12 protein-coding genes are annotated in these 13326 nt (G+C 71.2%); 3 read left to right on the top strand and 9 right to left on the bottom strand.

The genetic code is table 11. From position 1 onward, the window contains the following. Positions 1-21 precede the first annotated feature (21 nt). The 5 genes from F0U44_RS07835 to F0U44_RS07815 all read right to left on the bottom strand — a co-directional run bounded on the left by F0U44_RS07835 (position 22) and on the right by F0U44_RS07815 (position 6823). Entirely contained in the window at positions 22-1032 is a 1011-nt protein-coding gene (locus tag F0U44_RS07835) for a DUF2510 domain-containing protein (protein WP_149727740.1), read from the bottom strand. 58 nt (positions 1033-1090) lie between these two features. Further along, a complete protein-coding gene (locus tag F0U44_RS07830) occupies positions 1091-2572 on the bottom strand; it encodes a DUF7059 domain-containing protein (RefSeq protein WP_149727739.1) in 1482 nt (493 codons plus the stop codon). 3 nt (positions 2573-2575) lie between these two features. Next, a complete protein-coding gene (locus F0U44_RS07825; protein ID WP_149727738.1) occupies positions 2576-3859 on the bottom strand; it encodes a hypothetical protein in 1284 nt (427 codons plus the stop codon). 133 nt (positions 3860-3992) lie between these two features. Then, complete coding sequence (locus F0U44_RS07820) at positions 3993-6263, bottom strand: sodium-translocating pyrophosphatase (protein ID WP_149727737.1); 2271 nt, start codon at positions 6261-6263, stop codon at positions 3993-3995. A 227-nt stretch (positions 6264-6490) separates the two neighbouring features. Then, positions 6491-6823, bottom strand: coding sequence for an STAS domain-containing protein (locus tag F0U44_RS07815; protein ID WP_149727736.1), 333 nt, complete (start codon positions 6821-6823; stop codon positions 6491-6493). Between the two features lie 126 nt (positions 6824-6949). On the opposite strand from F0U44_RS07815, the gene F0U44_RS07810 reads away from it, so the two are divergent. Both F0U44_RS07810 and F0U44_RS07805 read left to right on the top strand, forming a co-directional pair. Further along, positions 6950-9292, top strand: a complete 2343-nt coding sequence (locus tag F0U44_RS07810) for a DEAD/DEAH box helicase (protein WP_223163612.1) — start codon at positions 6950-6952, stop codon at positions 9290-9292. Between the two features lie 25 nt (positions 9293-9317). Then, on the top strand, positions 9318-9638 hold the full coding sequence (locus tag F0U44_RS07805; RefSeq protein WP_149727734.1) for an ABC transporter permease: 321 nt from the start codon (positions 9318-9320) through the stop codon (positions 9636-9638). Here the strand turns inward: F0U44_RS07805 and F0U44_RS07800 are convergent. From F0U44_RS07800 to F0U44_RS07790, 3 genes are read right to left on the bottom strand one after another with little or no spacing between them, the layout of a single operon-like run. Continuing rightward, positions 9635-10003 carry an Rv3654c family TadE-like protein gene (locus tag F0U44_RS07800; RefSeq protein ID WP_149727733.1) on the bottom strand — a complete coding sequence of 123 codons (369 nt, stop codon included), beginning with the start codon at positions 10001-10003 and terminating at the stop codon, positions 9635-9637. The two genes, F0U44_RS07805 and F0U44_RS07800, sit on opposite strands and share 4 nt — an antisense overlap. After that, on the bottom strand, positions 10000-10362 hold the full coding sequence (locus F0U44_RS07795; RefSeq protein WP_246160371.1) for a TadE family protein: 363 nt from the start codon (positions 10360-10362) through the stop codon (positions 10000-10002). The genes F0U44_RS07800 and F0U44_RS07795 overlap by 4 nt, the downstream gene beginning before the upstream one ends. Before the next feature lie 2 nt (positions 10363-10364). Next, on the bottom strand, positions 10365-10550 hold the full coding sequence (locus F0U44_RS07790) for a DUF4244 domain-containing protein (RefSeq protein WP_149727731.1): 186 nt from the start codon (positions 10548-10550) through the stop codon (positions 10365-10367). A gap of 419 nt (positions 10551-10969) precedes the next feature. Between F0U44_RS07790 and F0U44_RS07785 the strand changes: the two genes are divergently transcribed. Next, on the top strand, positions 10970-12586 hold the full coding sequence (locus F0U44_RS07785) for a calcium-binding protein (protein WP_188113384.1): 1617 nt from the start codon (positions 10970-10972) through the stop codon (positions 12584-12586). A gap of 26 nt (positions 12587-12612) precedes the next feature. On the opposite strand, the gene F0U44_RS07780 is transcribed toward F0U44_RS07785, so the two are convergent. Further along, a complete protein-coding gene (locus tag F0U44_RS07780; protein ID WP_246160370.1) occupies positions 12613-13326 on the bottom strand; it encodes a type II secretion system F family protein in 714 nt (237 codons plus the stop codon).

The following is a 13326-nucleotide window of genomic DNA, read 5'->3' as shown; positions in this document are numbered from 1 at the left end:
CCGCGGGCCTGGACGGACGACTCAGCCGACCTGGATCTGGCTCGCGACGGCTGCCTGCTGGGCGATCAGGGCGTCGTCGCCGAGGGGCACGACACAGAGGTAGAGGCCGAGGTTCTCGTGGTCGCCGGTGTCGACGACGATGACCTGGGCGACGTCGCCCTCGACCGTCAGGTCCGGGTTGTCGACCCGAAGCTCGGCCGACACCTGGTAGGCGTCGTGGCCGTCGATCGTGAGCGCACCCTCGCTGAGGTCCGTGCGGCCGGTGAAGCCCTCGTAGAGGTCGGACGAGGCCGCCATCGCCGCCATCACGGCCTCGGCGGCCTGGGCCGGGTCGGTGTAGCCCTCGGACTTGACCAAGGTCCCGACCCCGTAGATCGAGACCCAGCCGGTCTTGTCATTCTGCTCGATCACCTTGGCGGCGGGAGAGAAGGCGTCGGCGAAGGTGAACGGGGCGGCGTATCGCGTGTCTGCCTCGTAGCCCTCGGGCACCGGGATCGTGAGTCCGCCGCCGCTGATCACCGGGCCGGTCGGCACGGTCGGCTCGGTCGTCGTGGTGCCGGGGTCGGTCGGCGAGGTGGGCACCGTCGTCTCGGGGGTCGCCCGCTCGCTGGTGCGGTCCGTCGCCGACGAGTCGTCGTCATCGCCGAGGGAGCGGATCCCGAGGAAGCCGCCGATCCCGACGAGGAGCAGCGCGACCACCGCAGCGGCGACCAGGATCGCCAGCCGCGCCGACCCGGCGCTCGAGGTCGCGGGCGAGGGCGGGAAGCCGCCGCCGTACGCGTTGAAGGGCTGGGCCTGGGGCTGGGCCTGCGGAGCCGCGGGCGGGACCGTGCCGTAGCTCGCAGCCGGACCGCTGGGGGCGAGCACGGTGGCATCGGGCGACACCGCAGGCGGTGGGGGCGCCTGGTGGGGGGAGACCGGCGCAGGCGCGTAGGGATCGCCCGTCGTCTCCTCGCTCCAGGTGGCGCCGTCCCAGTAGCGATAGGTCTGGGGCTGCCCAGCGGGATCGGGGTACCAGCCGGCTTGGGTCACGCGCTCAGTCTGCCCCAGACCGCCGTCAGGTCGCGCTCAAAACCCATTCAGGCCACCCTCAAACAAGGTCGAGATAGCCCTCGCGGACCATGGCGGTCAGCTCGGGGAGGTACTGCGCCTGTGTCGTCGCCGGGTCGAGCTCGAGCAGCTGCGCGACGGCGTCGAGGATCGCTCCGATGCGCAGGTCGCCGTCGCACGCGCCGACGACCGCCGCCAGGACGGTGTCGGCCTGACGCGCGCGGCGCAGGCCGCGCTGCTGGCGCAGCAGGATCGTCGCCGGGTCCTCGGCGCCGACCGGGCCGAGCGTCTCCTGACGTACGTCGGACCGCAGCACCAGCGTCGACTCGGGTCCGACGACCGCACCTGCGGCAGCGCCCCACTCGCCGACGGCCGGAGCGATCGGTTGCTCGACGTCGTAGGGCCACTCGACGAGCTCACGGGCCGATCGCCCGGTCCGGTGCAGGTTGATCCAGCCGAAGCCGATGCCGGCGACCCCCTGCTCGCGCAGCCAGGACAGCCAGGTGTCGTAGCGGCGGGCGTAGTCGGCCACCGTGCCGGTGCCGGTCGACGGGTGATGGCCGGAGTCCTTGAGCCAGAGCTCGACATAGGAGGCCGGGTCGAGCACCTCGCGCTGCACGACCAGCGCGTCGCAGTCGTCGGGGAGCCAGCCGGCCAGCCGCTCGTCCCACGGTTGGTCGGCGAGGATCGCCCAGTTGCCCAGCACCTGGCACCAACCCCCGTCGGTCAGGTGGTCGGGAGCCGTGCGGACGACGTGCTCGACCACCTGGTCGCCGGGCAGCCCCGAGTCGCGGTAGACGAGGCGCTCGCCGGTGGCCGGCGAGATCACGAACGGCGGGTTGGTGGCGATCAGGTCGAAGCGCTCGCCGGCAACGGGCGCGAAGAACGACCCGTCCCGTACGTCGACGCGGTCGGCCACCTCGTTGAGGGCGGCGTTGAAGCGGGTGAGGGCCAGCGCCCGTTGGTTGACGTCGGTCGCGACGACCCGGTCGCTGTGGGCGGCCAGGTGCAGGGCCTGGACCCCGCACCCGGTGCCGAGGTCGAGGGCCGTGCCGACGTCGTGGCGCAGGGTCAGCTGCGCGAGTGAGGTCGACGCCGGGCTGATGCCGAGGACGTAGTCAGCGGTCACCCGCTGGGGTGCCCCGTCGAGGCCGGGCGTGAGGTCGCTGACCACCCACAGGTCCGAACCGTCGTCGGTGCCGTAGGGACGGCAGTCCAGACGGGCCGCGACCTCGCCCACCGACTGCGCGAGCAGGCCTTCGGCCGCGAGCCGGTCTACCAGCCCGGGCAACGCGCGCTCCGCCTCGACGAGCGGCACGCTGCGCTGCAGCAGGAAGAGGCGGACCAGCGTGGAGAGCGGGCTGCCGTCCGTCGTACGCCCGACGGCCGGGGTCGTCTCGTTGCGCGACAGCGCCGCGTGGGCGTCAGGCCCGAGCTGCTCGGCGACCGCGTCGTAGGTGAAGTCGGCAGCCAGCAGCGCCTCGCGGAGCGGATCCGCGAGGCCCTCGGGCGACGGTGACACCCGTCAGCCGACCTGGATCTTCGGCGACTTCACGCCGAAGCAGCGCGCGCCGAGGGTCCACTTGGGGTCGACCGAGGCGTAGTACTTGCCCGCGGGCTGCCGCTTGGTGACCACCAGCTTGAACTTGCCCAGGTCGTCGGTCTTCACCACGCCGAGCTGGGTGTCGGGACCCTTGACCAGGCGGTAGACCGCGACCCGGCGCTTCGGCAGGCACTGGTCGTAGTCGGCGCCGATGAGGCCGCTGAACGTCTTGGTGGCCGCCTTGTAGCGCAGGATCGCGGTGGTGGTCGACTGGGCGACACAGCCGTTGGCGAGCGCGCCGTACTGCTCGGGGCACTGGTCGTCCATCAAGCCCACGTCGTCGCCGTCGAGGTCGTAGCCGCGCGGGGTCGCGTCGCACACGTTGCCGTGGCCCTCGGTGCCGTCAGGCTGGCCGACGGTGCCGCTGGGCAGGCTGTTGTCGACCGCGGCGTCGTCGTCGGCCTGGTCGGCGTTGAGGACGACGGGGCAGTTGTCGAGGTTGTCGGCGATGCCGTCGCCGTCGCTGTCGATGGCGAGCGGGTCGGACGCGACGCTCGACCAGTTGGGGTTGGACTTGCCGACGCCGAGGATGTCGGCCTTGGGCTTGGACAGCAGGGCGCCCTTGCCGTTGAGGCCGGCGCCGATGTCGGCCACGGTCTCGCTGGTCGCACCGAAGACCATCGGGGCACCCAGGTTGATGCCCGCGTTGGTCAGCGCCGCGCGGGTGATCGCGAAGGCGAGGAAGGCGCCACCGGCCGGGTCTGCGTAGCTGGTGTGGCTGTTGACCGCGATGGCGATCGTCGAGACGACGTCGCTCTGGGCGTTGACCGCGCTGTCGTCACCGTTGAAGACCGTGACGACGCCGGCGGACGGGTCGTAGCGCAGCGCGCGCTCCCAGCCCTTGAGGTCGTTGTTGGTGTCGAACTGCACCACGTAGCCACCGGTCGCGGCGTCGGCAGGCAGCGACGCCAGGTGGAAGCGGAAGTAGGCGTGGTGGAGGTCGGCGCTCACCGTCGCGCCGGGACCGCTCGCTCCACCGGCCGAGGTCATGTCCAGACGGCTCAGGGTGTCGTCGAGCTCGCCCTCCTCGTCGGTGACCGCTGCGCCACCCTTCTTGACCTGGATCCAGGAGGCGCTGTCCGGCGCCGGGAAAGCGGGATCGACGGCGTGAGCGGCGGGCGTCTCCACCACCCCGAGTCCTGCCGCCACCATCGCTGCTGCGGCCCCGAGGGACAGCCCCCGGACGATCCCCATGCGTGCCTTCATCACTCCACCGTCTCCCGATCAGTTCCCGCGCCTCATCCGAGCGGCGCCCCTCAGCCGCGATGGTATCCCGGGAATCGCACCGGCCCGGCCTCCTTGCGGAGACCGGGCCGGGATGCTGTGCGGGGCGGGACGGTTAGACCGTCTCGACCGCCGCGGGGGTGTCGACGTCGTCCCCGAGCTGCGACTCGCGCTGCTTGGAGATGTAGACGGCAACCGCGATGCCCGTGGCCGCAGCCAGGGCGATGAGGATCCGGACCACGTCGTTCTCGTCCTCGCCGTAGGACAGGTTGACGATGGCGCCGACGATCAGCAGCGACACCAGGTTCATCACCTTGAGCAGCGGGTTGATCGCGGGGCCGGCGGTGTCCTTGAACGGGTCACCGACGGTGTCACCGGTGACCGTGGCGGCGTGGGCCTCCGAGCCCTTGCCACCGTGGTGACCGTCCTCGACGAGCTTCTTCGCGTTGTCCCACGCGCCACCGGCGTTGGCCAGGAAGACGGCCATCAGGGTGCCGGAGGCGATGGCGCCGACGAGGAAGCCGGCCAGCGGACCGACACCGAGGCCGAAGCCGACGGCGATCGGGGCGAGGATCGCGAGGATGCCCGGCGTAGCGAGCTCGCGGAGCGAGTCGCGGGTCACGATGTCGACGACCTTGCCGTATTCCGGACGACCGGTGCCCTCCATGATCCCGGGGATCTCCCGGAACTGGCGACGCACCTCGTAGACGACCGCGCCGGCCGCTCGGCCCACCGCGTTGATCGCGAGGCCCGAGAAGAGGAACACCACGCTGGCGCCGAGTAGGGCGCCGACGATGAGCTTGGCGTCGTAGACGAGGAACTCGTCGGCGATGAAGGCACCGCCCTCCTCGAACGCGCTCTGCGTGTAGGACGCGAACAGCGCGCTCGCGGCGAGGACGGCGGTCGCGATCGCGATGCCCTTGGTGATCGCCTTGGTCGTGTTGCCGACCGCGTCGAGCTCGGTGAGGATCTGCGCGCCCGCCTCGCTGACGTCGCCCGACATCTCGGCGATGCCCTGGGCGTTGTCGGAGACCGGACCGAAGGTGTCCATCGCGACGATGACGCCGACCGTGGTCAGCAGGCCACAGCCCGCGAGGGCCACCGCGAAGAGCGCCAGACCGCCGGAGCCGCCCGCGAGCAGGGCTGCGCCGAAGACCGCAGCGCCGATGACGAGGGCGGTGTAGACGGCCGACTCGAGGCCGACCGAGAGGCCGGACAGGATCACGGTCGCGTGACCGGTGAGCGAGGTCGCCGCGACGTCCTTGACGGGCTTGTGCTCGGTGCCGGTGAAGTAGCCGGTCAGGGCGAGGATCGCGGCAGCGAGGACGATGCCGATGACGACAGCGCCGGACGCGAAGACCGGCGGGGACAGCTCGGCCGAGACACCGCTGCCGAGCTCGCTCCACTTGCTGGGCAGGTAGATGAACGCGGCGATCGTGCTGGCGACCGCACCGACGGCGGCCGACAGGTAGAAGGCACGGTTGATCGTCTTCAGGCCGCTCTCGCCGGCACGCGGCTTGGTGAGGAAGACACCACCGATCGCCGACAGGGCGCCGATCGCGGGAACGATGAGCGGGAAGACCAGGCCCTTGTCGCCGAACGCCTGCGAGCCGAGGATCAGCGCCGCGACCAGGGTCACGGCGTAGGACTCGAAGAGGTCGGCGGCCATGCCGGCGCAGTCACCGACGTTGTCGCCCACGTTGTCGGCGATCGTCGCGGCGTTGCGCGGGTCGTCCTCGGGGATGCCCTGCTCGACCTTGCCGACCAGGTCAGCACCCACGTCAGCAGCCTTGGTGAAGATGCCGCCGCCGACACGCATGAACATGGCGAGCAGCGCGGCGCCGAAGCCGAAGCCCTCGAGGACCTTGGGTGCGTCGTCCTGGAACCAGAGCACGACGATGCTGGCGCCGAGCAGGCCGAGGCCGACGGTGGCCATGCCGACGAAGGCACCGGTGCGGAAGCCGATGTTCATCGCCGGGTCGCGGCCCTCGTTCTCGGCGGCCGCAGCGACGCGCAGGTTGGCGCGCACGGCGAGCGACATGCCGAGGTAACCGATGGCACCTGAGAAGCCGGCGCCGACGAGGAAGAAGACCGAGCGGAAGATCCGCACGGTCGCGTCGTCGGCGGGCAGGGCCATCAGGGCGAAGAAGGCGATGGCGGCGAAGATCGCGAGGGTCCGGAACTGGCGACCGAGGTAGGCGTTGGCGCCTTCCTGGACAGCCTGCGCGATGCGGCGCATGTTCTCGGTGCCCTCGGGTGCGGCGAGCACCTGCTGGCGGAAGAGGGCGGCCATCGCGAGCGAGCCGAGCGAGATGGCGGTCACCAGGGCGACCAGCACGAAGTCACCTCCTTCGACCTCCACGACAGCGGGAAGAATCCCGGGCATGCGTTTCCTCCAAGCGTTGGGGGTGGGGTTCTAGGTGGGTCAGCAAGGCGACCCACGTCGGGGAACGCGCCGGAGTCTACGCACGGTGTGTTCCAGAACACACCGAGGGTGTGACCGGGGTCACGTGACAAGTTTTCGAGTACGACGCAAACGGCCGCCGACCCTCACGGGTGGCGGCCGCTGGAGTGCGGGTGGACCGGGAGCGCGACGGTGCCGCGCTCCGGCGATCAGGCCAGGGCTTCCTCGGCGGAGGAGTGGATCGTGAACACCTTCGCGAGGCCGGTGATCCGGAAGATCTTGAGCAGCCGGTCCTGGTTGCAGATCAGCTCGAGCGATCCGTCGTGGGCGCGGACCTTCTTCAGGCCGCCGACCAGGACGCCCAGGCCGGTCGAGTCGAGGAATTCGACCTGCTCCATGTCGATGACCAGGTTGTAGGTGCCGGCCGCGACGAGCTCGGTGATGGTGTCGCGCAGCTTTGGTGCGGTGTAGACGTCGATCTCTCCACCCACGGCAACGACGGTGCGCCCGCCGACCTCGCGCGTCGAAAGTGTCAGGTCCACGTTGTCCGTCCCAGGCAGTCGCAATACGTCGCGGTTATCAAACCATGCCTTTCCTACCACGCTCACCGGAACCTGCGCCCCCACGTATTGATCGATCTGTCGGCCCTCACGAGGACAATGGAAGGCATGGCCGTCTCCCCCACCCTTCCTCGTCCGGGGTCGGGTGCGGGCGTGGATCCGGTCGCCCTCCTCGAGCGGCTGGCAGCCGGCGCCACGCGGGCCGACCGGCTCACCCACCTCGAGCGCCTGCCCGCACGCCCGGCAGTCGGCGCGGACTGGCCGGCGTGGGCCGACCCGGAGGTCGTGTCGGCGTACTCCTCGAGGGGCGTGAGCAGGCCGTGGCGCCACCAGGCCGTCGCCGCCGAGCACGCCCACGCGGGTCAGCACGTCGTGCTCTCGACCGGTACGGCGTCGGGCAAGTCGCTCGCCTACCTCCTCCCGGCGCTCACCTCTGCGCGGGCCGGCCGGGGTCCGCGAGGGCAGCGCGGGTCGAGCACCCTCTACCTCGCGCCCACCAAGGCCCTCGCCCAGGACCAGCTCGCGTCGATCCTCGCGCTCGGGCTCGACGTGCGGGTCGCGACGCACGACGGCGACAGCTCCCAGGAGCAGCGGGAGTGGACGCGCGACCACGGTGAATACGTCCTCACCAACCCCGACATGCTCCACCGCTCGCTGCTCCCCGCCCACGAACGCTGGGGCCGCTTCTTCGCCACCGTCGACTTCGTGGTGGTCGACGAGTGCCACCACTACCGCGGGGTCTTCGGCGCCCACGTCGCACAGATCCTGCGCCGGTTGCGTCGGGTCTGCGCCCTGCACGGGTCGACGCCGACCTTCGTCCTCGCCTCGGCCACCGTGGCCGAGCCCGAGGTCGCCGCACAGCGGCTGACCGGTCTCGACGTCGCGGCCGTCACCCGCGACGACTCCCCTCGTGGCGAGGTCGCCGTCGGTCTCTGGGAGCCGCCGCTGACCGCGCTGGCCGGCGAGCACGACGCCCCGACCCGGCGACCGGCGACCGCAGAGACCGCTGACCTGCTCGCCGACCTCGTGGTCCAAGGCGTGCGGACGCTGGCGTTCGTCCGGTCGAGGCGCGGTGTCGAGCAGGTCGCGCAGCGTGCCTCCGACCTGCTGGCCGAGGTCGACCCCGCGCTGGCCGGGGTCGTCGACTCCTACCGCGGCGGCTACCTGCCCGAAGAGCGCCGGGCGCTGGAGGAGGACCTCCGCAGCGGCCGCCTGCTCGGTATGGCGGCGACCAACGCGCTCGAGCTCGGCATCGACGTGAGCGGGCTCGACGCCGTGCTCATCACCGGTTTCCCCGGCACCCGCGCGGCCTTCTGGCAGCAGGTCGGCCGCGCCGGACGGTCGGGCGGCGGTGCGCTCGGCATGCTCATCGCCCGCGACGACCCGCTCGACACCTATCTCGTGCACCACCCCGAGGCACTGCTCGGCAAGCCGGTCGAGGGCACGGTCTTCGACCCCGACAACCCCTACGTGCTCGGTCCTCACCTGTGTGCCGCCGCGCAGGAGCAACCGGTGACGCTCGGTGACCTCGACCTCTTCGGGCCGACGGCCCGCGGTCTGCTCGACGACCTGACCCGGGCCGGCCTGCTGAGGCGGCGAGCGTCGGGTTGGTACTGGACCGACGGGCGCCGGGCCTCCGACCTCGCCGACATCCGGTCCACGGGCGGGGCGCAGGTCCAGCTCGTCGAGGCCGACACCGGTCGCGTGATCGGCACCGTCGACGGCGGGCGCGCCCACACAACGGCCCACACCGGGGCGATCTACCTGCACCGCGGGGAGACCTGGCGGGTCGAGCGGCTCGACCTCGACGACCACGTCGCCGAGATCCGGCGCGCCGACGTCGACTACACGACGACGGCCCGCGATGTCGCCGACATCGTCATCGTCCAGGAGCGCGAGCACGAGATGTGGGGGCGCTGCCGGGTCTCCTTCGGGTCGGTCGATGTCAGCAACCAGGTGACCTCCTACCTCCGGCGCCGGGTGCGCACCGGCGAGGTCATCGACGAGACGCCTCTCGACCTGCCCGTCCGCACCCTGCGGACCAGCGCGGTGTGGTGGACCGTCCCCGACGACGTGCTCACCGAGACCGGCATCGCGACGATCGACCTCCCCGGAGCGGCGCACGCCGCCGAGCACTGCTCGATCGGACTGCTCCCGCTCTTCGCCACCTGCGACCGGTGGGACATCGGTGGCGTCTCCACCGCGCGCCACCCCGACACCGGCCTGCTCACCGTCTTCGTCCACGACGGTCATCCGGGTGGTGCGGGGTTCGCCGAGCGTGGCTACGCGACCGCCCGCGAGTGGCTCACCGCGACCCGGGCGACGATCGACTCCTGCGAGTGCCTGAGCGGGTGTCCGTCGTGCGTGCAGTCGCCCAAGTGCGGCAACGGAAACGACCCGCTCGACAAGGCCGGCGCCGTACTCCTGCTCGACGCGTTGCTCGCGCGCTGAGCGTCGGCCGCACTACTGTCCGGGCATGGTCATCCTGGGACTGGTTCTTGTCGGCGCCGGTGCGGTGCTCGTGCTGCTCGGGCTCTTCACGTCCGACATCAGCTTCGAGGACGGCAAGGGCACCGTCGAGATCGCCAACATCGACCTCTCGCCCGCAGGCGTCTTCCTTGCCGGCGTCATCGCCGCGGCCCTGATCTTCGTCGGGCTCTGGGCGATCAAGCTCGGTGCCAAGCACGGCTGGAAGCGCCGCAAGGAGCAGAAGAAGTACGAGGAGCTCTCGGAGAAGCTCGGCCATGCCGAGGCCGAGCGTCGTCGTGACGACGACGAGGACAACGACGAGCACTAGCTCGACGCGGCACTCGCTCCCGTCGGCCCGGCTCGGGCCTCGGCCGTGAAGTCGTGGTCCTGGCCCAACCAGCGTGGCCCGGAGACCTCGACCTCGACGGTGACCACCCTGTTGTCGACCTCGCACCCGACGAGCCGAGCGCGGTTGTCCTGCGCCACCGCTCCGGCCGTGGCGCACGCGTCACCACCGGAGCCCATCGCTGCCGCGCCGGACAGAGCCGCGAGGTCCGCCGCCGCCTGCGCCGAGCGATGGGCGGCGACCATCGCACCGACGACCGCGAGGGCGGAACCCACGAGGAGGAGCAGGCCGACGCAGGCCGTGACGAGCAGGGACGCTGCTCCCCGCTCGCCGCGCCGTGCCGTCACGGCTCCTCCTCCGTGATCGCGACGGCCTCGGCGCTGACGTCGACGCCGGGGAGGAAGCCGAACATCCCGCCCGGGCCGTCGAGGTGACCGCGCGCCCGGACGGTCACCCGGCCATCAGACCGCACCACCTCGACGTCGACGCCCTCGGGCGCGACCTGCCGGCCGACGCTCACCGCAGCGGCCTCGTCGTCCCCACGCGCCACGGCCCGCGCCGTTTCCCGGGCTGCATCGACGGTGCGGACCTGCGCCGCCCCGATCGAGAGCAACCACACCAGTCCGGTGGTGACCGCCAGCAGGACCGGCAGTCCGAGGGCGAGCTCAGCGGTCACCGCACCGCGGTCGTCCCTCCGGATCGCCACGTTCACCCGATGCCGAGGAGGCCGAAGACGTGGTCGAAGAGGGTGCGCAGCATCCGCTCGCCGAAGCCACCGGTCAGCAGCTTGTAGAGCAGGCCCGCGAGCCCGGCACCGGCGGCCGTGCCGACCGCATATTCGGCCGTGGTGATGCCACGCTCGTCGCCGTGGAGCAGGGTCAGGGGTTGGTGCATGTCGCCTCCTGGTCACGGCGGTCCGCCCGATGCGGACCGCTGTGGGCGAGCCTGCGGGACGGGGTCGACGATCGCCGTACGAGCCGTCCCTCCCTGTGAACGAGGTCAGTGCGGGTAGGCGGTTGTGGACGGTTAGCGGGCCCGTGAACTGCGAACTCGAGACCTCGCCGACCTCAGGGATAAATCGTCCTTCTGGCGAATGCGGCCGACGCGGACCCGTGGAACAGTTGCCCGGAATCAGCCGCTCGGGGCAACAACGACCGAGTGGGCATGGGGTGAGCGCGATGGCATTGAAGTCCGTCCGTGGAGGCGTAGCAGCGGGACTGCTCGCGGCAGCAGGAGTAATGGCGCTACCAGCAGCGCCAGCGCAGGCCGCACCGATGTCCGTGCATCTCGACTTCGGAACTCTGAACATCAACATGAGCACGGGCTCCTTCGAGACCCTCGTCTTCGACGTCGGAACGCGGGTCAAGGTTCAGGACCTGGACGGCATCACCCTTACGGCCGGGAGCGAACCCTGCACCCAGGAGTCGCCGACGCTCATTCAGTGCTTCAAGGCGACGGTGGACTTCTTCCACGTCAACGGCACCGGCTCTACGGACCTCGTGTCCACGTTCGGTACGACGGAGGACGGCGAGTTCATCATGGGGGCGGGCTTCGACAACGTCATCGTCGGCCCGGGCCAGGACTCCGTCCGTGGAGGCAGTGGCAACGACACCGTCAGCTACGAAACGCATCCGGCGGCGGTCACGGTGAGCCCCGACGGGGTGGCCGACGACGGGATGGCCGGGGAGGGCGACCGCATCTACGGTGATGTCGAGGTCGTGATCGGCAGCAACCACGACGACACCCTCATGGGTGGCCCGAACGGGAACCGCCTCGAGGGCGGCCCCGGTGACGACGCCCTCGTCGGTGGGGCGGGATCGGATGTCATCTTCGGCGACGACGGGGACGACTCGCTCCGCGGCTTGGCGGGATCGGATCATCTCGAGGGCGGGCTCGACGACGACACGTTGTACGGATTCGTCGGCGGCCCCGACATCCTGGACGGGAACGAAGGTTTCGACGCGGTGATCTACGACGTCCCGGCGAGCGTGGACCTCGACATCAGGATCAACGACGCCATCGCCAACGACGGGCCGGCCGGTCAACACGACTGGGTCCTGTCCACCAACGAAGTGATCGTGGGCGGCGACGGCAACGACGTGCTCGTCGGCAACGCGGAGGACAACTGGTTGATCGGCGGCGGCGGCTTCGACCAGCTGGCCGGCAACGGAGGAGCCGACGTCGTCTATGCCGAGGGGACCTTCTCGGAGCTGGACGGTGGCGATGGCGACGACCTGCTGCTGGCCTACCAGGGCACGGACAAGGACATCATCGGCGGTCCCGGCACGGACACGGTCAGCTACGCCGGTTACGTCTCCTGGGACCTCAGCGTCGAGGACTACGCGACGTCCGCCGTCATCGTCGACCTGGACGGCAAGGCGGACGACGGATACGCCGGCCAGAAGGACGAGGTCGAGAAGGACGTCGAGAACATCGAGGGCACCCACTTCGCAGGCGACAAGCTGAGCGGTAGCTCTCAGGCCAACGTGTTGCGGGGCTTCGGCGGCAACGACACCTTGAGCGGGGGCGGCGGCAGCGACGTCCTCGAGCCTCAGGAAGTCATCGACGCCGGGGCCGACAGCGACGTGGTCCGGGGTGGTGGCGGCGTCGACCTGGTGAGCTACGCCGGGACGACGGACAGCGTCTTCGTCTGGCTCAACAACAAGGCCGACGACGGACCCGCCGGAGATCTCGACAACGTGCGGACCGACGTCGAGGGGATCGAAGGCGGGGCCGGCAACGACGAGTTCATCGCGAACGGGGGCACCGACACGTTGCTCGGCGGACCCGGCTCCGACGACCTCAACGGCGCAGGCGGCAACGACCTCCTGGATGGCGGCCCGGACTCCGACATCGGCGACGCCGGCGGCGGTACCAAGGATCGCTGCCTGAGCATGGAGAGCAACCTCAACTGCGAGCTCTTCGTGTAACCGAGGCCCGAAGGTTGGCGCGCCGGTCACCACACGACGGAGTGCGCCAACCCAGCCACCAGCGGCACGATCCCGAGGAGGAGGAAGGACGGGAGGAGGCAGACGCCGAGGGGGACGGCCGCGCGTACTCCGACCGCACGCGCCCGGTCCTCGACCTCCGCCCGGGCGCTCCTGGCCAGCTCGTCGGACAGGCGCTGGACCTCGGCGACGACAGCCGCCCCCGAGCGGTGGGAGCGTGCCATCGTGCGTCCGAGAGGTCCGAGCGCGGCGTCATCGGCCAGCCCCGACCACACCGTGGCGGGGTCGGCTCCGAGTGACAGCCGCGCTGCGACGGGACCGAGCAGGTCGGCCGCCGGCCCGGGTAGGGCCCGGCACACGAGGTCGACCGCCGCACCTGCCGCGAGGCCCGCGCGCATCGCTGCTCCCAGGAGCATGACGACGTGCGGCAGGTCGCGTGCGGCCTGCTCGCGCAAGAGCCGCGCGGCCCGCGGCTCGATCCGGCCGGCGATCGTCCACACCACCGCGGCCCCGCCGAGGCCGGCGGCAGGAGCGGCCGGGCCGCCGAGGAACGCGGCTCCACCCGCGCCCGCCAGCAGTGCCCACACCGGCCGCCACCGGCGCAGCAGGCCTTCTCCGCGGGCAGGGCTCCGGGTGCGGATGGCCGGCCGGTGGACCTGTCGCGGTGGCGGGAGGCCGAGTGCCATGGCGACGCCCGTGAGCACGACGGCGACGAGCTCCAC

Source organism: Nocardioides humilatus (genome assembly GCF_008373755.1).
Taxonomy (GTDB): domain Bacteria; phylum Actinomycetota; class Actinomycetes; order Propionibacteriales; family Nocardioidaceae; genus Nocardioides; species Nocardioides humilatus.
This window is presented reverse-complemented; position numbering and strand designations above follow the sequence as displayed.

What these genes read in the sequence shown, in the direction of transcription:
- F0U44_RS07785 (WP_188113384.1), top strand. Translation starts at nt 10,970, where the DNA reads ATGAGCACGGGCTCCTTCGAGACCCTCGTCTTCGACGTCGGAACGCGG.
- F0U44_RS07825 (WP_149727738.1), bottom strand. Translation starts at nt 3,859, where the DNA reads ATGAAGGCACGCATGGGGATCGTCCGGGGGCTGTCCCTCGGGGCCGCA.
- F0U44_RS07820 (WP_149727737.1), bottom strand. Translation starts at nt 6,263, where the DNA reads ATGCCCGGGATTCTTCCCGCTGTCGTGGAGGTCGAAGGAGGTGACTTC.
- F0U44_RS07805 (WP_149727734.1), top strand. Translation starts at nt 9,318, where the DNA reads ATGGTCATCCTGGGACTGGTTCTTGTCGGCGCCGGTGCGGTGCTCGTG.
- F0U44_RS07790 (WP_149727731.1), bottom strand. Translation starts at nt 10,550, where the DNA reads ATGCACCAACCCCTGACCCTGCTCCACGGCGACGAGCGTGGCATCACC.
- F0U44_RS07810 (WP_223163612.1), top strand. Translation starts at nt 6,950, where the DNA reads ATGGCCGTCTCCCCCACCCTTCCTCGTCCGGGGTCGGGTGCGGGCGTG.